The organism is Arthrobacter sp. NPDC058288 (assembly GCF_042880995.1).
Classification (GTDB): domain Bacteria; phylum Actinomycetota; class Actinomycetes; order Actinomycetales; family Micrococcaceae; genus Arthrobacter.
Window position 1 is genome coordinate 156,148 of the sequence record NZ_JBHVYH010000009.1, and the last position, 19,164, is coordinate 175,311.

At 65.2% G+C, this 19,164-nt stretch carries 23 protein-coding genes; 16 read left to right on the top strand and 7 right to left on the bottom strand.

Features of this window, described 5'->3' with window-relative positions:
* Window positions 1-70 precede the first annotated feature (70 nt).
* A complete protein-coding gene (gene lexA, locus ACFVWT_RS20270; protein ID WP_390251019.1) occupies window positions 71-820 on the bottom strand; it encodes a transcriptional repressor LexA in 750 nt (249 codons plus the stop codon).
* Between the two features lie 321 nt (window positions 821-1,141).
* Between lexA and ACFVWT_RS20275 the strand changes: the two genes are divergently transcribed.
* The 8 genes from ACFVWT_RS20275 (at window position 1,142) to ACFVWT_RS20310 (ending at window position 7,551) form a co-directional block, all read left to right on the top strand.
* Window positions 1,142-1,597 (top strand): LysM peptidoglycan-binding domain-containing protein, encoded by a 456-nt coding sequence (locus ACFVWT_RS20275; RefSeq protein WP_390251021.1) that lies wholly within the window; start codon window positions 1,142-1,144, stop codon window positions 1,595-1,597.
* Window positions 1,598-1,701: 104 nt separating this feature from the next.
* Window positions 1,702-2,820, top strand: a complete 1,119-nt coding sequence (locus ACFVWT_RS20280) for a histidinol-phosphate transaminase (RefSeq protein ID WP_390251023.1) — start codon at window positions 1,702-1,704, stop codon at window positions 2,818-2,820.
* A 90-nt stretch (window positions 2,821-2,910) separates the two neighbouring features.
* A complete protein-coding gene (hisB, locus tag ACFVWT_RS20285; protein WP_390251025.1) occupies window positions 2,911-3,537 on the top strand; it encodes an imidazoleglycerol-phosphate dehydratase HisB in 627 nt (208 codons plus the stop codon).
* Window positions 3,534-4,295: an imidazole glycerol phosphate synthase subunit HisH gene (gene hisH / locus ACFVWT_RS20290; protein WP_390251027.1), complete on the top strand. Its 762-nt coding sequence runs from the start codon at window positions 3,534-3,536 to the stop codon at window positions 4,293-4,295. The genes hisB and hisH overlap by 4 nt, the downstream gene beginning before the upstream one ends.
* Window positions 4,296-4,454 (top strand): hypothetical protein, encoded by a 159-nt coding sequence (locus tag ACFVWT_RS20295; protein WP_390251029.1) that lies wholly within the window; start codon window positions 4,296-4,298, stop codon window positions 4,452-4,454.
* 54 nt (window positions 4,455-4,508) lie between these two features.
* On the top strand, window positions 4,509-5,255 hold the full coding sequence (gene priA / locus ACFVWT_RS20300) for a bifunctional 1-(5-phosphoribosyl)-5-((5-phosphoribosylamino)methylideneamino)imidazole-4-carboxamide isomerase/phosphoribosylanthranilate isomerase PriA (RefSeq protein ID WP_043480179.1): 747 nt from the start codon (window positions 4,509-4,511) through the stop codon (window positions 5,253-5,255).
* Between the two features lie 13 nt (window positions 5,256-5,268).
* Entirely contained in the window at window positions 5,269-6,192 is a 924-nt protein-coding gene (locus ACFVWT_RS20305; RefSeq protein ID WP_390251031.1) for an SseB family protein, read from the top strand.
* Window positions 6,193-6,249: 57 nt separating this feature from the next.
* Complete coding sequence (locus ACFVWT_RS20310) at window positions 6,250-7,551, top strand: MFS transporter (RefSeq protein ID WP_390251033.1); 1,302 nt, start codon at window positions 6,250-6,252, stop codon at window positions 7,549-7,551.
* Window positions 7,552-7,697: 146 nt separating this feature from the next.
* On the opposite strand, the gene ACFVWT_RS20315 is transcribed toward ACFVWT_RS20310, so the two are convergent.
* On the bottom strand, window positions 7,698-8,096 hold the full coding sequence (locus ACFVWT_RS20315) for a DUF1844 domain-containing protein (protein ID WP_390251035.1): 399 nt from the start codon (window positions 8,094-8,096) through the stop codon (window positions 7,698-7,700).
* A gap of 386 nt (window positions 8,097-8,482) precedes the next feature.
* Here ACFVWT_RS20315 and infC point away from each other — a divergent pair, with 386 nt between their 5' ends.
* The 4 genes from infC (at window position 8,483) to ACFVWT_RS20335 (ending at window position 11,392) form a co-directional block, all read left to right on the top strand.
* Window positions 8,483-9,538: a translation initiation factor IF-3 gene (infC, locus tag ACFVWT_RS20320; RefSeq protein WP_390251037.1), complete on the top strand. Its 1,056-nt coding sequence runs from the start codon at window positions 8,483-8,485 to the stop codon at window positions 9,536-9,538.
* 116 nt (window positions 9,539-9,654) lie between these two features.
* The gene (gene rpmI, locus ACFVWT_RS20325; protein WP_009358635.1) at window positions 9,655-9,849 is read left to right on the top strand and encodes a 50S ribosomal protein L35; all 195 of its coding nucleotides are present in this window, start codon (window positions 9,655-9,657) and stop codon (window positions 9,847-9,849) included.
* Window positions 9,850-9,968: 119 nt separating this feature from the next.
* A complete protein-coding gene (gene rplT, locus ACFVWT_RS20330; protein WP_043480189.1) occupies window positions 9,969-10,442 on the top strand; it encodes a 50S ribosomal protein L20 in 474 nt (157 codons plus the stop codon).
* A 53-nt stretch (window positions 10,443-10,495) separates the two neighbouring features.
* Entirely contained in the window at window positions 10,496-11,392 is an 897-nt protein-coding gene (locus tag ACFVWT_RS20335) for a TrmH family RNA methyltransferase (RefSeq protein WP_390251040.1), read from the top strand.
* 89 nt (window positions 11,393-11,481) lie between these two features.
* Here ACFVWT_RS20335 and ACFVWT_RS20340 read toward each other — a convergent pair whose 3' ends face one another.
* Window positions 11,482-11,748: a GlsB/YeaQ/YmgE family stress response membrane protein gene (locus tag ACFVWT_RS20340; RefSeq protein ID WP_011691341.1), complete on the bottom strand. Its 267-nt coding sequence runs from the start codon at window positions 11,746-11,748 to the stop codon at window positions 11,482-11,484.
* 233 nt (window positions 11,749-11,981) lie between these two features.
* Here ACFVWT_RS20340 and ACFVWT_RS20345 point away from each other — a divergent pair, with 233 nt between their 5' ends.
* Window positions 11,982-12,899, top strand: coding sequence for a cation diffusion facilitator family transporter (locus tag ACFVWT_RS20345; protein WP_390251042.1), 918 nt, complete (start codon window positions 11,982-11,984; stop codon window positions 12,897-12,899).
* Between the two features lie 62 nt (window positions 12,900-12,961).
* Here the strand turns inward: ACFVWT_RS20345 and ACFVWT_RS20350 are convergent, their stop codons facing one another.
* On the bottom strand, window positions 12,962-14,173 hold the full coding sequence (locus ACFVWT_RS20350; RefSeq protein WP_390251044.1) for an MFS transporter: 1,212 nt from the start codon (window positions 14,171-14,173) through the stop codon (window positions 12,962-12,964).
* Window positions 14,174-14,347: 174 nt separating this feature from the next.
* Here ACFVWT_RS20350 and ACFVWT_RS20355 point away from each other — a divergent pair, with 174 nt between their 5' ends.
* Window positions 14,348-14,800 carry a (deoxy)nucleoside triphosphate pyrophosphohydrolase gene (locus ACFVWT_RS20355; protein WP_390251046.1) on the top strand — a complete coding sequence of 151 codons (453 nt, stop codon included), beginning with the start codon at window positions 14,348-14,350 and terminating at the stop codon, window positions 14,798-14,800.
* Between the two features lie 22 nt (window positions 14,801-14,822).
* Here ACFVWT_RS20355 and ACFVWT_RS20360 read toward each other — a convergent pair whose 3' ends face one another.
* The gene (locus ACFVWT_RS20360; protein ID WP_390251048.1) at window positions 14,823-15,944 is read right to left on the bottom strand and encodes an Rv2578c family radical SAM protein; all 1,122 of its coding nucleotides are present in this window, start codon (window positions 15,942-15,944) and stop codon (window positions 14,823-14,825) included.
* 84 nt (window positions 15,945-16,028) lie between these two features.
* On the opposite strand from ACFVWT_RS20360, the gene pcp reads away from it, so the two are divergent.
* Window positions 16,029-16,703, top strand: a complete 675-nt coding sequence (pcp, locus tag ACFVWT_RS20365; protein ID WP_390251050.1) for a pyroglutamyl-peptidase I — start codon at window positions 16,029-16,031, stop codon at window positions 16,701-16,703.
* Window positions 16,704-16,707: 4 nt separating this feature from the next.
* Here the strand turns inward: pcp and ACFVWT_RS20370 are convergent, their stop codons facing one another.
* Entirely contained in the window at window positions 16,708-17,343 is a 636-nt protein-coding gene (locus ACFVWT_RS20370) for an SIMPL domain-containing protein (RefSeq protein ID WP_390251052.1), read from the bottom strand.
* A gap of 1 nt (window position 17,344) precedes the next feature.
* Window positions 17,345-17,818, bottom strand: a complete 474-nt coding sequence (locus ACFVWT_RS20375) for a hypothetical protein (protein WP_390251054.1) — start codon at window positions 17,816-17,818, stop codon at window positions 17,345-17,347.
* Between the two features lie 282 nt (window positions 17,819-18,100).
* On the opposite strand from ACFVWT_RS20375, the gene pheS reads away from it, so the two are divergent.
* Window positions 18,101-19,162, top strand: a complete 1,062-nt coding sequence (gene pheS / locus ACFVWT_RS20380; protein ID WP_390251056.1) for a phenylalanine--tRNA ligase subunit alpha — start codon at window positions 18,101-18,103, stop codon at window positions 19,160-19,162.
* Window positions 19,163-19,164 lie beyond the last annotated feature (2 nt).

The window sequence follows — 19,164 nt, forward strand, 5'->3', positions numbered from 1 at the left end:
GGGCATTGGCAGCGGCGGGTGGCGGACGGCAGGTATTCGGTAGGCCGGCTCGAAGCGGGCCGGCCACCGACTACAGCGAGCGGAGAACCGAGACAACCTTGCCCATGATGTGGGCGTGGTCGCCGAGGATGGGCTCATACTGCGTGTTCTGCGGCAACAGCCAGGTGTGGCCGTCCCGCTGGCGGAACGTCTTGACTGTGGCTTCGTCATCGAGCAGGGCGGCCACGATGTCGCCATTGACCGCGTCACTCTGCCTGCGGACCACCACCCAGTCGCCGTCGCAGATTGCTGCGTCGATCATGGAGTCGCCGGTCACCTTCAACATAAAGAGCTCGCCGTGGCCAACCAACTGCCTCGGCAGCGGCATCAGATCCTCCACCACCTGGTCGGCCAGGATGGGGCCGCCTGCGGCGATCCGCCCGACCAGCGGGACCATGGCCGTATCCGTCGCGGTGGCCAGCTCAGAGACAGCCAGGCCGCCTACCGTGCGCAGCCGCGCAGGCTTCTCCACGCCGGAGATCTTGGCGGTTCCTTCATCCAGGGTCAGGGGCATCAGGACTTCCATGGCGCGCGGCCGCTTAGGATCCCGGCGGAGGTAGCCCAGCTTCTCGAGCTGCGAGAGCTGGTGGGTGACGCTCGAGAGGCTGGCCAGGCCCACGGTGTCACCGATTTCACGCATCGACGGGGGATAGCCATTGTCGTTGACGGACCGCTGGATAGTTTCCAGAATCTTCTTCTGCCTCACCGTGAGGCCTTTCGGCTTCGCTGGGGACTGCTGGCTCCGCTGCGTAGCCCTGCCGCCGGTGGCTTGTGCTGCCATGTTCGCCAACGCCTTTCCGTTCCACCCGGCCTCCGTGGCTGCAGCTGCCGGGAACTTCCGGCCTGAAAATGTCAGACCCTGCTGATCAACTGCAGAAGTGGTTGTTCTGTAGCTCAAACGTAGGGCAGCCTCACAGCTTTTTCAAACATTTGTTCTAGTGAGTCTCGACAATGTTCGTTAATAAGTGCTAGAACAGAACCAGCAAAGTTCGAATATGTGTTCTAGTCTGAAGCTCCGTTCGGCCTTATGTTCGAAGAACGGGCGAATGGCAGCTTCAGGAACATGCCGGGCAGCACAGTCAGGTCCAGGAGGGCTCAGTTCATGTCAGCAACAAACGCTATTCATGGTTCGCGTTATGAAGCACCGGCCGGCGGGGGAGCCGGGGCCTCGGGAATTCAGGGCTTCAACTGGGAGGAGCGGCCCGCGGCGAAAGCCGTAAAGGTGGCGAAGGTGCGCTCCATACAGCCGCCACTCCGCCTGACGCGCAGGGGGCGCATCGTCTTGGTGGGCGTGCCGCTGATCCTGTTGACGGTGCTGGTGATCTCGCTGGCCGGCTTCCTGAATTCACCGGCGAAGGCGGCGGATTCCGCATCCGAGCTGTCCGTGACGCCCACCGTGTCCGTGACGGTGCAGCCGGGCCAGTCCTTGTGGGAGATCGCCGGAACCGTGGCGCCGGAACGCGACACCCGGGACGTTGTTGCCGATATCGTTCAGCTCAACAACCTCGACGGCGGCGGGGTCATGCCCGGCCAGCAGATCTTTGTCCCCTCAAGCTGACGCGCAGGCGCTGACGCCCCGGAGCCGGCGGCTCGGCAGCCCCGGCGGCGGGCCGGAAGCGTCACAGTTTCGGCGGCCCGGCCACCCTCACTTAAACTGTTGAAGTGACTGACCAGCTAGAGCGCCTGAACCGACTTCCCCTCCGGACCAACCTGCGTGGCCTCACCCCGTACGGTGCGCCGCAGCTGGACGTTCCCATCCTGCTCAACGTCAACGAAAACACCCATGGTGTTCCGGCCGATGTCCTCGTGGCTATTTCCGAGGCCGTGACCGCAGCTGCTGCAGGACTAAACCGCTATCCGGACCGTGAGTTCACCGAGCTCCGGGAGCGCCTGGCAGAGTACCTTGGCCATGGCCTGGGTGCCGAGAACATCTGGGCCGCCAACGGGTCCAATGAAGTGCTGCAGCAGATTCTGCAGGCATTCGGAGGCCCTGGACGTACAGCACTTGGTTTCCCGCCCACGTACTCCATGTATCCCCTCCTGGCCAGCGGGACCGACACCGAATACATCGTTGGCCGGCGTGCGGACGACTACGGCCTCAGCGCCGAATCGGCTGCGCGGCAGGTCCGGGAACTACAGCCGAACATCGTCTTCCTGTGTTCACCAAACAACCCCACCGGCACGGGGCTGGGACTGGATGTAGTGGAGGCCGTGTATGCCGCCGGCGAGGCCAGCCAGACTGTCGTCATCGTCGATGAGGCTTACCACGAATTTGCCCACGACGGCACACCCAGCGCACTGACCCTTCTTCCCGGCCGTGAGCGGCTGATCGTCTCCCGCACCATGAGCAAGGCGTTTGCGCTGGCCGGAGCACGCCTCGGCTACATGGCGGCTGCGCCCGAGGTTGCGGATGCCCTGCGGCTGGTACGGCTGCCCTATCACCTGTCCGCCATCACCCAGGCCACCGCCCTGGCCGCCCTGACCCACCGCGAGGCACTGATGGCCGACGTCGAAGACATCAAGCGGCAGCGCGACCGGATTGTCACGGAGCTGACCCGGATGGGCCTCAAACCTGCCGCATCCGACTCCAACTACGTCTTCTTTGGCGGCCTGGAGAATCCGCACGAAGTCTGGCAGGGGCTGCTGGACCGCGGCGTCCTGATCCGGGACGTGGGGATCCCCGGTCACTTGCGCGTCACGGCAGGCACTGAGACGGAAACCACAGCCTTCCTGGAGGCCCTGGAACTGATCCTGACCGGGCAGCCAGGCGTCACGGCCTAAACTGGAGTCAGACCCCCTGTTCCCAGCGGAACCAGTCCCGCGACCCCGTACCCAGACGTTATTTCTCCTTACATCCAAAGGACACAACACATGAGCACCACCGGATCCATTGCTGCCGAGGCCCGGACCGCACGCCTGGAGCGATCCACGAGCGAATCGTCCGTGCTCGTCGAAATCAACCTCGACGGCACGGGCGTCTCGGACATCAGCACCTCGGTTCCGTTCTACGACCACATGCTGACCGCATTGTGCAAGCACTCGCTCATCGACATGACGGTCAAAGCGACCGGGGACATCCACATTGACGTCCACCACACGGTGGAGGATGTTGCCATCACCTTTGGCGAGGTCCTTCGTACTGCGTTGGGCAACAAGGCCGGCATCCGCCGCTTCGGCGAGGCCACCGTGCCCCTCGATGAAGCCCTGGCCCACGCCGTGGTTGACGTCTCCGGGCGCCCCTACCTGGTGCACGGCGGAGAGCCTGCGGGCCAGGAATACCACCTGATCGGCGGGCATTTCACGGGCTCACTGACCCGTCACGTGTTCGAGGCCATCACCCTGCACGCCGGCATCTGCCTTCACATGAACGTCATCGCGGGCCGGGACCCGCACCACATTGTCGAGGCACAGTTCAAGGCGTTTGCCCGGGCCCTGCGCGCCGCTGTGGAGCCTGATCCCCGCGTGGAGGGCATCCCCTCCACGAAGGGCGCACTGTGACCGGGCCGGTCCTTCGCGACGGGGCCATATTTGATCCTGCCGCTAATGCGAAGCCTGCTTCACCCGAGGGCAAGCCCACCGTCACTGTCCTTGACTACGGCTCCGGGAACGTGCGCTCGGCCGTGCGCGCCCTGGAGCGTGCCGGCGCCGAAGTCATCCTCAGTGCCAAGCCGGAGGACGTCCTGAATGCTGACGGACTGGTCGTGCCGGGGGTCGGGGCCTTTGAAACCGTCATGCGCGAGCTCAAGGCAGTGGACGCCATCCGGATGATCGGTCGGCGCGTTGCCGGCGGCCGTCCCGTCCTGGCCATCTGCGTTGGTCTTCAGGTGCTTTTCGAAGCCGGAGTTGAGCACGGCACCGAAGCGGAGGGCATGGGGGAGTGGCCCGGCAAAGTGGAATTGCTGCCTGCCGAAGTAGTGCCCCACATGGGCTGGAACACCGTGAAGGTTCCGGAAGGATCCAGGCTCTTCGAAGGCGTCGAAAGCGAACGCTTCTACTTCGTCCACTCCTACGGTGTGCAGCACTGGGACTTTGACGTCATCCAGCCGCGCATGGCGGCACCGCTCGTCACCTGGTCCGAGCACGGTGCGCCGTTCATCGCCGCCGTGGAGAACGGGCCGCTGTGCGCCACCCAGTTCCACCCGGAAAAGTCCGGCGACGCCGGCGCCCGGCTGCTCCGCAACTGGGTCAACAGCCTGGGCCGCGGCCAGGGCGGCGCCAGCGGAGCCACCCCTGCCAGTGCCGGGCCGGCTGCCTAGATGTGGTCAATTGTCCTGACGGGCATCGCCGGCCTGCTGGTTGGCGGGGCACTGTCCTTCAGGCAGCAGCACAAGCCGCTGTGGACCCAGATCGCCTTCTACGTTCTGGCCGGAATGGCACTGCTGGCCGCCTACCTGCTTACCTTGCCTGCCGGCTAACCGAGCCCGCACCGCCCGATCAACGCAGCTTCACAACAACCTGAGGACTTGAAGATGACCACCGAAACGCCGCTGCCCGTACTGGAACTGCTGCCCGCCGTCGACGTCGTAAACGGCCAGGCGGTCCGCCTGGTCCAGGGCGAAGCCGGCAGCGAGACTAGCTACGGCACGCCGCTGGAAGCTGCGCTCAACTGGCAGGAACAAGGCGCCGAGTGGGTACACCTGGTGGACCTCGATGCCGCCTTCGGCCGCGGCTCGAACGCGGAGCTGCTCCGGGAAGTAGTGGGCCGGCTGGACATCAAGGTGGAACTCTCCGGCGGCCTGCGCGACGACGAATCGCTCGAAAAGGCCCTGGACCTGGGCGTTGCCCGCGTGAACCTGGGCACCGCTGCGCTTGAAAACCCGGAATGGACGGCGCGTGCCATCGACCGCTTCGGCGACAAGATCGCCGTCGGCCTCGACGTGCGCGGAACCACCCTGGCAGGCCGCGGCTGGACCAAGGAAGGCGGCGACCTCTGGGATGTGCTGGCACGTCTCGAAGAAGCCGGCTGCGCCCGGTACGTGGTCACCGACGTCACCAAGGACGGCACCCTGCAGGGCCCCAACGTTGAGCTGCTCCGCCAGATGGTGGAGAAGACCGGCAAACCGGTGGTGGCCTCCGGCGGCATCTCGAGCCTGGAAGACCTCAAGGTCCTGCGCTCACTCGTTCCCCTCGGCGTCGAAGGCGCCATCGTTGGCAAGGCGCTCTACGCCGGTGCATTCACGCTGCCGGAAGCGCTGGATGTAGCAGGCCGCCGCTAGGCAGGCAGCCATCATGGAACAGCGACCTCCGGCACGCGAACTGCCCGGGCACATCGCAGCCGCACTGGCCGGCTCCGGGGGCGCCACGGATTCGGCCGGGCAGCCCTGGGCGGGCCGCAGCCTCGCCGGCGAGGATGCGAAGATCCACAACTTCGAGGACGACGACGGCACGGCCGACGCCGGCTACCTCGCCGCGGTTGCGGCCCTGCGGTCGGCCGCAGGCGACGAAGCTGCCGTGGTGGCATCGCTGGCCACTGCCCGGGTGTTCGTTCCGATCGTTGCCCGGCTGGCCGAAGAGAGCGTTCATGAGACGCCACGTAGCAGCCCGCATGGTGGCGGGGCGGATGGCGACGACGTCCACGGTGAGCAGCTGCACGGGGACAAGCAGGCCGATATGGCGCTGGTAACGCTGAAAGCGCCGGACGGGCGCACAGCGATGCCGGTCTTCACCTCGGCAGCAGCGTTAGCCGCCTGGCATCCGCAGGCCCGGCCGGTGGCAGTGTATGCCGCGCGGGCGGCGCTGTCCGCGGTGTCCGAAGGCGCTGAACTCCTGGTGCTGGACCCCGGGTCCGAGTACACGTTCGTTGTCCGCCGGCCTGCCGTCTGGGCCCTTGCCCGGCAGCAGGATTGGCTGCCGTCCTACGCGGATCCGGCGGTTGCAGACGCCATGGCTGAGGCAACGGCCGGCTACCGCCCCGTGCGGCGTGTCGAACTCGAAGCGGGAGGCGGAGTCGCCTCGGCAACAGCAGGCGGCGCAGTCGTCCCCGGCGGCGGTCCCGGCCCGGAGCTCCGGGTGGTGCTGTACCTGGCAGACGGCCTGGATGCGGCAGGAGTCCAGGCGGTCGTGGCAGGACTCAACGCCGAGTGGTCCCGGAATTCAGTCTTCGCTGAGCGGGTTGACTCTATCGAGGTAAAGTTGCAGCGCGCAGCAGAGTAGCTGGCGGCAGGCGGGACAACCCCGGTCCTGCCTCCGGCAGGATGAAGGACGTAGCCCGTGAATTTCGCTCTTTACAAGGAGCTCTTGGCAGTCAGGCCCATCAGGCGCCTGCTGACCGTCGGAATGATAGCCCGCATACCGCACTCCGCGGCCGGCGTACTCCTGACGCTGCACATCGTCCTGACTCTGGGCGAGGGTTATGCCGCCGCCGGTGCCGCTGCGGCGGTGATGACCATCGGCATCGCCCTGGGCGCACCGTGGCGAGGGCGCCGGGTGGATACGGTAGGCCTTCGCAAGGCGCTGATTCCCTCCGTGGTCTCGGAAACCGTCATCTGGTCTGTGGTGCCGCATGTTTCCTACCAGTGGCTGCTGGCACTGGTCTTCGTCGGCGGACTCCTCACGCTGCCCATCTTCAGCGTGGTGCGCCAGTCGCTGGGTGTGCTGGCAACCGGTGAGCAGCGGCGGACGGCCTTCGCGCTGGATGCGATCGCCACGGAGCTGGTCTTTATGCTCGGCCCTGCCGCCGGAGCCATTGTGGCCACGTCCGGTTACTCGGTTGTCGGACTGACCGTGGTGGGCGTGTGCACGTCTGTGGCCGGACTCTTCCTGATGTGGTTCAACCCTCCCACCCGAAGTGCGGTGCCGGATGAAGGGTACGAAACGGACCAGCAGGAGGGTGCGGAAGTGGCAGTCGTCGCGGCGGCTCCGGCGCACCTGCAGGAAGCTGCGGCGGAACTCGCTCCCGTAGCGGCCGGTGAGCTCCGTCGCTCAGGGCTGCGGCACAGGGTGGCACACAACTTTGCCTGGTTTACCGCAGCAGTGGCGGCGGTCTTCGCCGTGGCCGCAGGGGCCGGCATGGTGCTCAGCGGCACGGACGTGGGGATCGTTGCCGCTTTGGAGTCCGGCGGGCATCAGGCTGAGATCGGGCTGGTCTTTGTGTTCTGGTGTGCGGCTTCCGTGGTCGGCGGCCTCCTCTACGGCGCAATGCACCGGCCGGTTTCGCCGATTCTCCTCTTGCTCGGCATGGCCGCCCTCACCATCCCGATGGGCTTCGCCCGCGACACGTTGACACTGTGCCTGCTCTCGTTGCTGCCCGGCCTGCTGTGTGCGCCGGTCCTGTCCGCAGCGTCCGAAAAAGTGGCCGAACTGGTGGAGGAAGCGCGCCGGGGTGAGGCGATGGGCTGGTACGGGTCCGCGCTCACCGCCGGAGTGGCCCTTGGCGCTCCCTTGGCCGGTGTGTTCATTGACGGGATCGGGCCGTCCGCCGGGTTTGTTGCGGTGGGCGCAGCCGGTGTCGTGCTCTGCCTGTTCGGCATGGTCCTGCAGCACCGGCGGCGCCGGCGCAGCGCGATCGCCTAGGCCGGCCGCCCAGAGTTTTTGTCCAGATACCGGGGCTTCCGGGGTGCGTAAGTCCCTGTATCTGGACAAAAACTCATGGAATGACGACGGCGGCGGGCTGACCCGCTTGGTCCGCCCGCCGCCGTCGATATATGCCGTTGAATTGCCTAGTTGACCGGTCCGGTGAACTTTTCCCCAGGGCCCTTGCCCGGGGCGTCCGGAATAATCGACTCTTCGCGGAACGCCAACTGCAGGGAGCGCAGTCCGTCGCGCAACGGACCGGCATGCTGGGAACCGATCTCCGGTGCTGCGGCGGTCACGAGTCCGGCAAGTGCGGTAATCAGCTTGCGGGCTTCATCCAAGTCCTTGAGCTCCTCGGCATTTTCCTCGGCGGCAAGGCCGAGCTTGACGGCTGACGCGCTCATGAGGTGCACAGCGGCGGTGGTGATGACCTCGATGGCGGGGACTTCGGAGATATCGCGGATCTGCTGCGACACCTGCTCCTGGCCATCCCGCTGGCCGGCGACGGGCTCGAAAACGTGTGAATTACTGTCTGAAGTGCTCATACTGGTAAGCTTGTCACAGACCGACTGAATGTCGTTATTTTGCTATGTGGAACCCGCTACTGCCAATGTGCAGTATCCGGGGTTCTGTCTGTAGAATTGACTTTCAGTTTGCAAGCGGAGTTCTCTCCCACCCGCGTCAGCCGTTTTCCAGGAAGTGATTCCCACGGAAGCAAGGTTGCCGGGTACCTGGTCGGGCGGTCCACGGCAGCGTCAGTTGCCTGGAACGCGTACAGCCTCTCCGGAGGCGGTGCACATCCGATCTTCGAGGCCTTCGATTGCTCCGGCAATTGGGGGCCTTCTCTATTTGCCGGTGGAATACTCATCTCAACAACAGGAGTTCTAACATTAGCGAGCCAAGAATCAATGAGCGTATCCGCGTCCCCGAGGTGCGGCTGGTCGGCCCTGCAGGTGAACAGGTAGGAATCGTCCGTATTGAGGACGCCCTGCGTTTGGCTGCCGAGTCCGACCTTGATCTCGTTGAAGTTGCACCGCAGGCCAAGCCTCCGGTGTGCAAGCTGATGGACTTCGGCAAGTACAAGTACGAGGCCGCCGTCAAGGCACGCGAGGCCCGGAAGAACCAGACCAACACGGTTCTGAAGGAAATCCGTTTCCGGCTGAAGATCGACACCCACGACTACGAGACCAAGCGCGGCCATGCCCTCCGCTTCCTCGGCGCCGGGGACAAGGTCAAGGCCATGATCCAGTTCCGCGGCCGCGAACAGCAGCGTCCGGAAATGGGCATCCGCCTGCTCCAGCGCTTCGCTGACGACGTCGCCGAAGTGGGCGTTGTCGAGTCCAGCCCCCGCATCGACGGCCGCAACATGGTTATGGTCGTGGGTCCGCTGAAGAACAAGGCTGAGGCCAAGGCAGAGGCACGCCGTGCAACGCAGCGCGCTGAAGCCAAGGCGCAGAACGAAGCCAAGGCCGGCGGCCGCGTTGACGTCAGCCGGGACCAGCCTGCCATGACGCAGTCCCTCGCGGATCTGCTTCCTGAGGGTTTTGCTGTAAACACTGAAGCGCCAGCGGCGGAGACTGAGGCCGCCCCGGCGTCAACTGTCGCCGAGGCACCTGTCGAAGCGGTTGCGGCACCGGAAGCGGAGGCTCCGGCGACGGAAGCTCCGAAGCAGGAGGCTCCCAAGCAGGAAGCACCTGCAGAGGAAGCTCCCAAGGCGGCGCCGGTCAAGGAGGCTCCCAAGCAGGAAGCTCCGAAGCAGGCAGCGCCGAAACGCGAAGCCCCCAAGGCAGCGGCAGCACCGCGTCCTGCGGTCAGTAAGCCGGCAGCGGCCAAGGCGCCTGAGGCGCCCAGGCCTGCGGCGGCAGCTCCCGTGGCGCCGAAGCCGGCCGGAGTGCCGTCCCCGCCCAAGCCGGTGGCACGGCCTTCAGCGCCCAAGCCTGCAGCACGGCCGGCTGCTCCCAAGCCGGGCACCAAGAAGACCAACTAGTTCAAAGCTGCGCGAAGCATCGCCTGAGCGCAGCAAGCAACCAGCACGCCGCCCGCAGGGGTGGCTGCACGAAAGACTGCAGACTTGTCTGCGGATACGTAAGGAGATCGGTTCCCATGCCGAAGATGAAGACCCACAGTGGTGCTAAGAAGCGCTTCAAGCTGACCGGCAGCGGCAAGCTGCGCCGCCAGCAGGCCAACCGCCGCCACTACCTCGAGCACAAGTCCTCCAGGCTGACCCGTCGCCTCGCCGGCGACAAGATCGTCTTCAAGGGCGATGCCAAGGTCATCCGGAAGATGCTCGGCATCTAAGTTCCAAGTTCTCTGACTGCTCGCCACCTGGCAGCGGTCAACTACCAAAAAGGCTTCTCAGGCCAGCCGGTTGTTCCGGCAGTAGTTGCTTGGGATCAGAATTCTGAAGGAGTACGCACGTGGCACGTGTGAAGAGGGCGGTCAACGCCCACAAGAAGCGCCGGGTTATCCTTGAACGCGCAAAGGGCTACCGTGGACAGCGTTCACGCCTGTACCGCAAGGCCAAAGAACAGCTGCTGCACTCGTTTGTGTACAGCTACGGTGACCGCAAGAAGAAGAAGGGCGACTTCCGCCGCCTGTGGATCCAGCGCATCAATGCTGCATCCCGCGCCAACGGCCTGACCTACAACCGTCTGATCCAGGGCCTGAAGGCCGCTGAGGTCGAGGTTGACCGCCGTATGCTGGCCGAGCTGGCTGTTTCCGACGCCAACGCTTTCGCCGCCCTGGTGCAGGTTGCCAAGGACTCGCTGCCTGCTGACACTTCTGCGCCGGCCGTCTCGGCCGAAGCCGCCCCGAAGGCTAAGGCTGCCAAGAAGCCCGCCGCCAAGAAGGCCGCAGCGAAGAAGCCTGCCGCTGAAGAAGCTGCCAAGTAATACCTGTTCTGGGTAGTTCAAGAACCGGTGGCACTAGCCACTAAAGTTCTTATATGAACGAAACCGGGCGCCCGCAGGATTTTCCACTCTCCAACCCCCGAGCTGATCGGGTGAGGGATGTGGCAAAGCTTGCCGGGCGCCCGGCCCGTTTAAAGCGCGGGCAGTTCCTGGCTGAGGGACCTCAGGCCGTCCGTGAGGCCTTGGTGCTCCACCAGAAAAGGATTGCAGCGGGGGAGCCCGGCGTGGTCCATGAAGTATTCGCCAGCGAGGCCTGCCTGGACCGCTATCCCGAGTTCGAGGAGCTGGCCGACGGCGTTAACGCCAGGCTCGCCACGGACGAGGTGCTCGCCGCCATGGCGGACACTGTTAATCCCCAAGGCATCATCGCCGTCTGCGCCTTTGTGGATGCGGCCCTTGACGCCGTGCTCGACGCCGGACCCCGCCTGATTGCCGTGCTGTGCCAGGTACGGGACCCCGGGAACGCGGGAACCGTCCTGCGGGCCGCCGACGCTGCGGGGGCGGACGCCGTCGTCCTGACAGCCTCGAGCGTGGACATCTACAACCCCAAGGCTGTCCGCTCCACAGCCGGCTCCCTGTTCCACCTCCCCGTAGTCCTCGGCGCGGACCTGGCCGAGCTGGCCACCGCCTGCCGCGAAAGAGGTATTGGCATCCTGGCCGCGGACGGATACGGCCAACTGGACCTGGACCAGCTCCAGGACGAAAATGCTGCCCGGAGGCTGGGCAGCCCGGACGTCGAGTCCGCCTACGATCTTGGCCGGCCCACAGCGTGGTTGTTCGGCAATGAAGCCCAGGGCTTGTCCGACGCCGAACTCGCGCTGGCCGACCACCGCGTGGCCGTTCCCGTCTACGGTGCGGCGGAAAGCCTGAACGTGGGCACCGCAGCCACGGTGTGCCTCTATGCAAGCGCGCGTTCGCAGAAGCGGGCCTAACGCAAAGGCGGGGCCCACCTTCCGGTGGGCCCCGCCGTCGTAATCTTCACCTTGTGGCACCTCGGTGCCTTAGTAGGTGGTGAGTGCCGTTAGGTGGTCTTGCTCCTGCCGGTGATGAAGCCGTAGATGCCGGCTACTACGAGGCCGCCGACGATGGCAAGGAGCCAGGAACCGAGGTTCCAGAATTCCATTTTGCCGCCGCCAAACAACAGGTCGCCGATCCAGCCGCCGACGATGGCGCCGACAACACCAAGAACGAGGCTGGTGACCCAGCCGCCGCCGACCTTGCCAGGCATGATCGCCTTGACGATAGCTCCCACAATGAGTCCGAGAATGATCCAGCCAATAAAGCCCATTTCTCCTCCTACATATTCGTCGGAACTCTCTACGGGTCCCGATTATGGATTCAAGCTAACACAGGGTGTCTTTGCTTGTCAGCAGGCTTAGTTTCAATGTTTCTGGTGTCATCGGCAGTGACCTGTGGTGCGGCCGGCAGCGGCGGGCAGGTAGCGTATTCCTTGCGGGCATCAGCATTGCGCGGTGATCGCACCTGCAATTTTCCGGCAATTCCTGAAGAGGTGAAGCTCACTTGGCTGCAAATGGCGGTACCAAGGCGATCGTCGCGGCTCTGGCTGCAAACCTGACCATCGCTGTACTGAAGTTCGTCGCTTTCATCCTGACGCTGTCGTCGTCCATGCTGGCCGAAGCCATCCACTCCGTCGCCGACTCCGGCAACCAGATCCTGCTGCTGGTGGGCGGAAAGCGCGCCAAGCGTGCCGCAAGCCCCGAGCACCCCTTTGGCTACGGACGCGAGCGCTACATCTATGCGTTCATCGTGTCGATTGTGCTGTTCAGTGTGGGCGGCCTGTTTGCACTCTACGAAGCGTGGGGCAAGATTCAGCATCCCCACGCCATCGAGGGCGACTTCTGGTGGGTTCCGCTGGCCGTGCTGATCGGGGCGATCATCGCCGAGTCCTTCTCGTTCCGGACGGCAATCATTGAGTCAAACCACATCCGCGGCAAGCAGAGCTGGGTGCACTTCGTCCGCAACGCCAAGCAGCCGGAGCTCCCCGTCATCCTGTTGGAGGACCTGGGTGCGCTGCTGGGCCTGGTGTTCGCTCTGTTCGGTGTGGGCCTGACGCTGATTACCGGCGACGGCATCTGGGACGCCCTGGGAACCGCGATGATCGGTTTCCTGCTGGTTGCCATCGCCATCGTTCTTGCGCTGGAAACCAAGTCGCTGTTGCTCGGGGAATCGGCCACCAAGGCGGACGTCGCCAGGATCAGCACCGCGCTGGAGGCCGACGGAACCAGGATCATCCACCTGAAGACCCTTCACCTGGGTCCGGAGGAACTCTTGGTGGCGGCCAAGATCAGCGTCGGCGCCGCCGCCACCGGCGCGGAGATCGCCACGGTGATCGACGACGCCGAAAGCCGGATCCGCGACGCTGTGCCGATTGCGCGGGTCATCTACCTTGAACCCGACGTGGAGCGTGCTCACGTCTGATCCGCGCTGCGCGGTTTGCGCACCCGCACGGGGCCGCTGGACCGAAACCTGCCTGAGGCAGGCTAGGAGACCAGCGGCCTTTTGCGTTCCAGCAGGCCGCTGATTACCGCGACACCAAGGCCCAGAATTGCCAGCACTGCACCGACAAGTGCCGGCGCGACATAGCCCCAGCCCCAGGCGATGACCAGGCCGCCGAGGAAGGCGCCGAGCGCGTTGGCAACGTTCAGGGCTGCGTGGTTCAGCGAGGATGCCAGGGACGGGGCGTCGGGGGAGGCATCCAGCAGCCGGGTCTGCAGGGCGGGCACCAGCAGTGAGCCCGCACCACCCACCACAAAAACCATCACAAAAGCGGACCACGGCCAGTGGACGGCCACGGCATAAACCACCAGGGCGACGGCGATTCCGGGCAGGACCCAATAGATGGTGCCCATCACTGACTTGTCCGCGATGCGGCCGCCCACGATGTTGCCGGCGACCATGCCCAGTCCGTAGAGGGCCACCACCAGGGGGAGGAACGACGCCGGGATTCCCGCCACGGACGTCATGGTGTGCGCGATGTAGGTGTACGTGGCGAAGAACCCGCCGAAACCCACAATGCCGATGAGGATGGCGAGCCACACCTGGAGCCGCTTCAGGGCGCCCAGTTCGCGCCGGATGCTGGCGTCCGGGTGCGCGTCCTGGAACGGGACAAACTTCCAGAGCATTACGAGGGTCACCAGCCCGATCAGGCCGACGAGCACAAAGAGCAGGCGCCAGCCGAACGCCTGGCCCAGCCAGGTGGCGAAGGGGACTCCGATGACATTCGAGACAGTCAGCCCGGCCATCACCATCGAAATCGCCCAGCCCCGCTTGGTCGGAGCGACCAGCGAAGCTGCAATCACCGCGGCAACGCCGAAGAAGGCTCCGTGGGGCAGGCCTGCCGCGAACCGGGACACCAGCATGGTGCCGTAGTCCGGAGCGATGAACGAGGTGAGATTGGCGAGGCTGAAGAACAGCATGAGGCCCAGGGCGAGGTGTTTGCGGGGAAGCTTGGCGCCGACCGCCGCCAGTAGCGGCGCGCCGATCACCACGCCGAGCGCGTAGGCGGAGATCAGGTGGCCGGCTTCCGGGGTGCCGATGTGGAGGCCCTGTTCCACCTCCTTGAGCAGTCCCATCATGGTGAATTCGGTGACGCCTATACCAAACCCGCCCATCGCGAGGGACACGATGGCTAAAGCGAGGTGGTTGGTCCCTGCTTTCGGCTTGGCGGGGCTGAGGGTGGGCGTGGAGGTCATGGGCCTGCTTCTCGAAAGTTCTGGTTTATCAAAGGTTCAGTCAGTACGCAGCATAAAATCTGATTACTTCAACGTTGAGGGGGTAGTATTCCGGGGTGAACGCCCTGCCGGTCGTTGCCGTGCCGGGACGCCGGCGGAATCAGCCACTCTTATTGTCCCCCATAGACTGGTGCGGTGACTGGACTGATCAATGTTGTTGGCGGAGCTGTTGTGGATTCCCTGAGCTCCCCCTCCCGGCTCCTTGTCGCCCGGAGGACGGCGCCACCCCAGTTTGCCGGCATGTGGGAATTCCCGGGCGGCAAGGTGGAGCCCCTGGAAACGGCGGAAGACGCCCTGCACCGGGAACTGCGCGAGGAACTGGGAGTCGGGGTCAGGCTCGGCGCCGAACTGCCGGGGGAAACCGCCGCCGGCTGGCCCCTCAACGCCAAGGCGTCGATGCGCGTGTGGTTTGCCGAGATCGCTGACGGCGAACCCCGCCCGCTTGAAGACCACGACGAGCTCCGCTGGATCGCGCTGGCAGGAAGCAGCGAAGCCCTCGCCCTGCCTTGGATCCCGGCCGATTTCCCGATTGTCCGGGCCCTGCTGGCGGTAGTTGCCGGTTCAGAGCGGGTTTCGCTGGATTCCTAATGCGGATTCCTAGCGCGGACATTCAGAACAGCGTGGGCTGCCCCGACTCCACGCTTTGGCCGGTTCCCGTACCCGTTCCCGTGACGGGGATGCTGCCGGCCGGATACTGTGCTTCTTCGTCCCTGGCGTCCCCGGCAAGGTCGCGGTGGCTGAACCCGTGCGAACCCGCAAAGCCATGCCGGGATTTGAAATAGCGGATACGCCCCGCAAGCCACTCGCGATACTCCTTCGACGCGTAGGACCCGGTGCCGTACAGCCGGCGGTAGCGGCCTGCCAGTTCGGGGTACCGGGCAGCGATCCATTTCATAAACCACTCACGCGTGCCCGGCTTCAGATACAGCGCCCCGGCGGTGACGCCCGTAGCGCCGGCCGCAGCCAGCGCGCCAAACAGTGAGTCCAGTGCTTCGTCGCTGTCGGAAAGCCACGGCAGGATGGGCATGGCCATTACTCCGCACGGCAGTCCCGCATCGCGAAGCCTTGAGACGAGCTTGAGCCGCGCCCTGGGTCCCGGAGTACCGGGCTCGACTGCCTCCGACAACTGTTCGTCCGTCATTGCCAGCGAAATTCCGATGCCCACGGGCACCTGGGCGGCGGCGTGCTTGAGCAGCGGGATATCCCGGGCCAGCAGTGTCCCCTTGGTGAGGATGGACAGAGGCGTCCCTGAATCGGTAAGCGCCCGGATGATGCCGGGCATCAACTGATACCGTCCCTCAGCCCGCTGATACGGATCCGTGTTGGTTCCCAGTGCCACATGGTGGTGGCCCCACGAGGGCTTCGCCAGTTCCTTTCGAAGGACTTCGGCGGCGTTGATCTTGACCACCACCTGGCTGTCAAAATCCAGGCCGGCGTCGAAGTCCAGGTACGTATGGCTTTTACGGGCGAAACAATAAACGCATGCGTGGCTGCAGCCACGGTAGGGATTGACGGTCCATTCGAAAGGCATGCGCGAACCGGCTGCCACTTTGTTGAGCACTGATTTGGCCGTGACCTCATGGAAAGTGACCCCGGCAAATTCGGGGGTGGAAACGGAACGCACCAGACCTGCCAGCGGCAGCAACGGTTCGGCGGCCGGGCCGGATGCTGGTGCGTTGCCGGCTGCGGTGTCCGCCAACGCCGGGCGGAGTGCTTGTGCGTCCCATCTCATGGTTACTATTCGAATGTATGTTCGAATCAAAGTCAAGGTCCTCGAAGCAGGCGTCGCGACAGGGCTGATTGCTACGCTGGGGCAATGATCCTCCTCACCGGGTTCGAACCCTTTGGCGGCGAAGCCGTCAACCCGTCCTGGAATGCGGTGGAAGCAGCCGCCAAAATCCTGCAGGCGGAGGGCCAGGTCGTCGCTGCTGTGGAACTGCCGTGCGTGTTCGGGCAATCCATTGCTGTCCTGGAAGATGCACTGCAGCGTTACCGCCCGGAGCTGGTACTGTGCGTCGGCCAGGCCGGCGGACGGCCGCGGATCTCCCTGGAACGGGTCGCCATCAACTGCGACGACGCCCGCATTCCGGACAACGCCGGAAACCGTCCCGTGGACCAGGAAGTGGTCCCCAACGGGCCGGCGGCCTATTTCAGCTCACTGCCGGTGAAAGCGGGGCTTGCGGCCCTGCGTGCTGCGGGCATACCGGCCGAGGTCTCGCAAAGCGCCGGCACCTACGTCTGCAACCACGTTTTCTACGGCCTCATGCACACGCTTAGTAGCGGCCCGGCAGGCGTTGAGCCCCCCAATGAGGGTTCGTCCGCAACCCGCGGGGGCTTCATCCACGTCCCGTACGAGACGCAGCAGGTGCCCCGGGGCAGCGGAACGCCGTCGCTGCCGGTCGCCGTCATGGCGGAGGCGCTCGCCGTCGTCGTCCGGACCGCACTGGCGACCACCACGGACATCAAGCTGCCGGCCGGCAGCGTTCACTAGCCCGTCACCGGAGCTCCCAGACGACGTCCACCGTGGCGGACACGCTGGACTGCCCCGCTTCGATCCCTACGGAGTCCGTGGCCATGGCACGCTGCATTTTGGCCAGCGGAATCGGCCCTGACGGTCCGGGCCGTTGAGTGACGGACACTACCGGGCCGAGTTCGGCGCCCGCCAGCGAGGCGAACTGCCCGGCCGAGGCCAGGGCATCCTGCCAGGCGGCCTGCCGTGCTTGCGCCGTGACAGCGGCAGGATCCGCGAAGCCGAGTTCCAGCCCGTTCAGCCTGACGTCGTTGCCACCGGCGGCCACTGCCCCCGCGATGGCGTCCGAGGAACCGGCAACATCCCGCAGCCGGACGGCCAGAATGCTTGAGGCGATGTATCCTGCGACGGTCTGGCCCTGGCCCTCTTTCCACACCACGTCCGCACGGACGTTCAAGCCCGAGGTGCTGATGTCCGGATCGGGCACACCGTGGTCCCTCAGCACCGCCGATATCCCGGCCGCGGCCCTTCCGGCAGCCGCATATGCGGCACCCACGTCCTCCCGGCGGCACTCCACTCCGATGGAAACAGTCAGCAGGTCGGGCACTGCTTCGGCGGTGCCCGAGCCGGTCACCGCGACAGTCCTGGCATTTTTGGTCATGTCATCCCTCAATTCCATTTGGGGCAGCGTTGCCCTTACGGGGTGTCTTCGGTCGACGGCGGGGCCCATCCATGTAGCCCCCGGCCTCCAACCCGGCAAGACGTTCAAAGACGTTCGCGGAACCCGGGTTTCCCGTCCGCAGCAGAGACCAGCCGGCTGCGATGAAGTACAGCGGCAGGAAGGGCAGGCCCAGGCACCAGGCATACTGGCTGCTGTGCCGTTCCTCGTGACCCAGCAGCACCGGGTTGGACAGAGCCTCCGGCGCGTGGTCCCGGAACAGCACTACGTTCCCCACGGTGAACGCCCGGGCGAAGGGGAGCCGCCACCGGTAACCCGTAGCGACCAGCAGGCCGCGTGGTCCGGCATGTACGGCCGTGCCTGCGCACCTTGCCAGCAGCAGGCCCAGGAGTGTCGTTGCGTTCAGTGCATTGGCGATCTGCCGCAGCCGCTGTCCTGGGGTAATGGGGCCGGTCATGAGGCCATGGTAGCGGGGGCCGGTACTTACCGCTCCTCCCTGCCGAGCCGGCCTCTGGGCTGTCACGTTGGTGGCCGTGGCGCGTTCCGCCGGGCGCGTTCAACTAGACTGGGGGAGAGTGCCCGCCGGACGAATTCCGGCGAGCCCTGCCCTTTGTCGCTTCACACGGTCCCTGAACCCGGCCGCGTGGAAAGACAAGCCAGTGACGGACACGCTGCCGGTGGAACCGAATGCAGCCGGACAGCTCGCTGGCGATACCCGACTCGTAGCTAAGAACAGTAGATGACTGAAACTTTGCCGGGCGCTGCCATCCCGAATCCTCTGGATGAAGCCGCCATTACTGCCGCCGTAGACCACGCTGTTGCCGCCATTGCCGCTGCCACCACGCTTGACGAGCTGAAGGCCGTGAGGTTGGCACATGCCGGTGAGAAGTCGCCGCTGAGCCTTGCCAACCGCGAAATCGGCGGCCTGGCGAAGGATCAGAAGGCCGCCGCCGGAAAGCTCATGGGTGCCTCCCGAGGACGCGTCAACAAGGCGCTCGCGGACCGTACCGCCGAGCTCGAAGCCGAGAACGACGCACGCATCCTTGTCGAGGAGACCGTCGACGTCACGGCAGCTCCGCGCCGCCGTCGTGCCGGCGCCCGCCACCCGCTCTCCACCCTGCAGGACCGTGTGGCGGACATCTTCGTCGGCATGGGCTGGGAAATCGCCGAAGGCCCCGAGGTTGAATCCGAGTGGTTCAACTTTGACGCACTGAACTTCAAGCCGGACCACCCGGCACGCGAAATGCAGGACACCTTCTTCGTGGAGCCGCCGGAAGCGCATCTGCTGATGCGCACCCACACCTCGCCGGTGCAGGTCCGCTCCATGCTGGAACGCGAAGTGCCCATCTACGTGCTCTGCCCGGGCAAGGTGTTCCGCACCGACGAACTCGATGCAACGCACACCCCGGTGTTCCACCAGTTCGAGGGCCTGGCCATCGACAAGAAGCTCAGCATGGCGGACCTCCGCGGCACGCTGGAGCACTTCGCCCGGCAAATGTTCGGCGACGAAGCCCAGATCCGACTTCGCCCCAACTACTTCCCGTTCACCGAGCCGTCAGCCGAGCTGGACATCTGGCACCCGGGCGCCAAGGGCGGTCCGCGCTGGATCGAGTGGGGCGGCTGCGGCATGGTCAACCCCAACGTCCTCCGCGCCGCCGGTATCGATCCGGACATCTATTCAGGTTTTGCCTTCGGCATGGGCATCGAGCGCACCCTCATGTTCCGCAACGAGGTGGGCGACATGCGCGACATGATCGAAGGCGATGTACGTTTCAGCGAGCACTTCGGGATGGAGATCTAACA

What these genes read in the sequence shown, in the direction of transcription:
- ACFVWT_RS20275 (WP_390251021.1), top strand. Translation starts at nt 1,142, where the DNA reads ATGTCAGCAACAAACGCTATTCATGGTTCGCGTTATGAAGCACCGGCC.
- ACFVWT_RS20295 (WP_390251029.1), top strand. Translation starts at nt 4,296, where the DNA reads ATGTGGTCAATTGTCCTGACGGGCATCGCCGGCCTGCTGGTTGGCGGG.
- rpmI (WP_009358635.1), top strand. Translation starts at nt 9,655, where the DNA reads ATGCCGAAGATGAAGACCCACAGTGGTGCTAAGAAGCGCTTCAAGCTG.
- lexA (WP_390251019.1), bottom strand. Translation starts at nt 820, where the DNA reads ATGGCAGCACAAGCCACCGGCGGCAGGGCTACGCAGCGGAGCCAGCAG.
- ACFVWT_RS20350 (WP_390251044.1), bottom strand. Translation starts at nt 14,173, where the DNA reads ATGACCTCCACGCCCACCCTCAGCCCCGCCAAGCCGAAAGCAGGGACC.
- pheS (WP_390251056.1), top strand. Translation starts at nt 18,101, where the DNA reads ATGACTGAAACTTTGCCGGGCGCTGCCATCCCGAATCCTCTGGATGAA.
- ACFVWT_RS20370 (WP_390251052.1), bottom strand. Translation starts at nt 17,343, where the DNA reads ATGACCAAAAATGCCAGGACTGTCGCGGTGACCGGCTCGGGCACCGCC.
- ACFVWT_RS20375 (WP_390251054.1), bottom strand. Translation starts at nt 17,818, where the DNA reads ATGACCGGCCCCATTACCCCAGGACAGCGGCTGCGGCAGATCGCCAAT.
- pcp (WP_390251050.1), top strand. Translation starts at nt 16,029, where the DNA reads ATGATCCTCCTCACCGGGTTCGAACCCTTTGGCGGCGAAGCCGTCAAC.
- hisB (WP_390251025.1), top strand. Translation starts at nt 2,911, where the DNA reads ATGAGCACCACCGGATCCATTGCTGCCGAGGCCCGGACCGCACGCCTG.
- ACFVWT_RS20315 (WP_390251035.1), bottom strand. Translation starts at nt 8,096, where the DNA reads ATGAGCACTTCAGACAGTAATTCACACGTTTTCGAGCCCGTCGCCGGC.
- ACFVWT_RS20305 (WP_390251031.1), top strand. Translation starts at nt 5,269, where the DNA reads ATGGAACAGCGACCTCCGGCACGCGAACTGCCCGGGCACATCGCAGCC.
- priA (WP_043480179.1), top strand. Translation starts at nt 4,509, where the DNA reads ATGACCACCGAAACGCCGCTGCCCGTACTGGAACTGCTGCCCGCCGTC.
- ACFVWT_RS20360 (WP_390251048.1), bottom strand. Translation starts at nt 15,944, where the DNA reads ATGAGATGGGACGCACAAGCACTCCGCCCGGCGTTGGCGGACACCGCA.
- ACFVWT_RS20335 (WP_390251040.1), top strand. Translation starts at nt 10,496, where the DNA reads ATGAACGAAACCGGGCGCCCGCAGGATTTTCCACTCTCCAACCCCCGA.
- ACFVWT_RS20340 (WP_011691341.1), bottom strand. Translation starts at nt 11,748, where the DNA reads ATGGGCTTTATTGGCTGGATCATTCTCGGACTCATTGTGGGAGCTATC.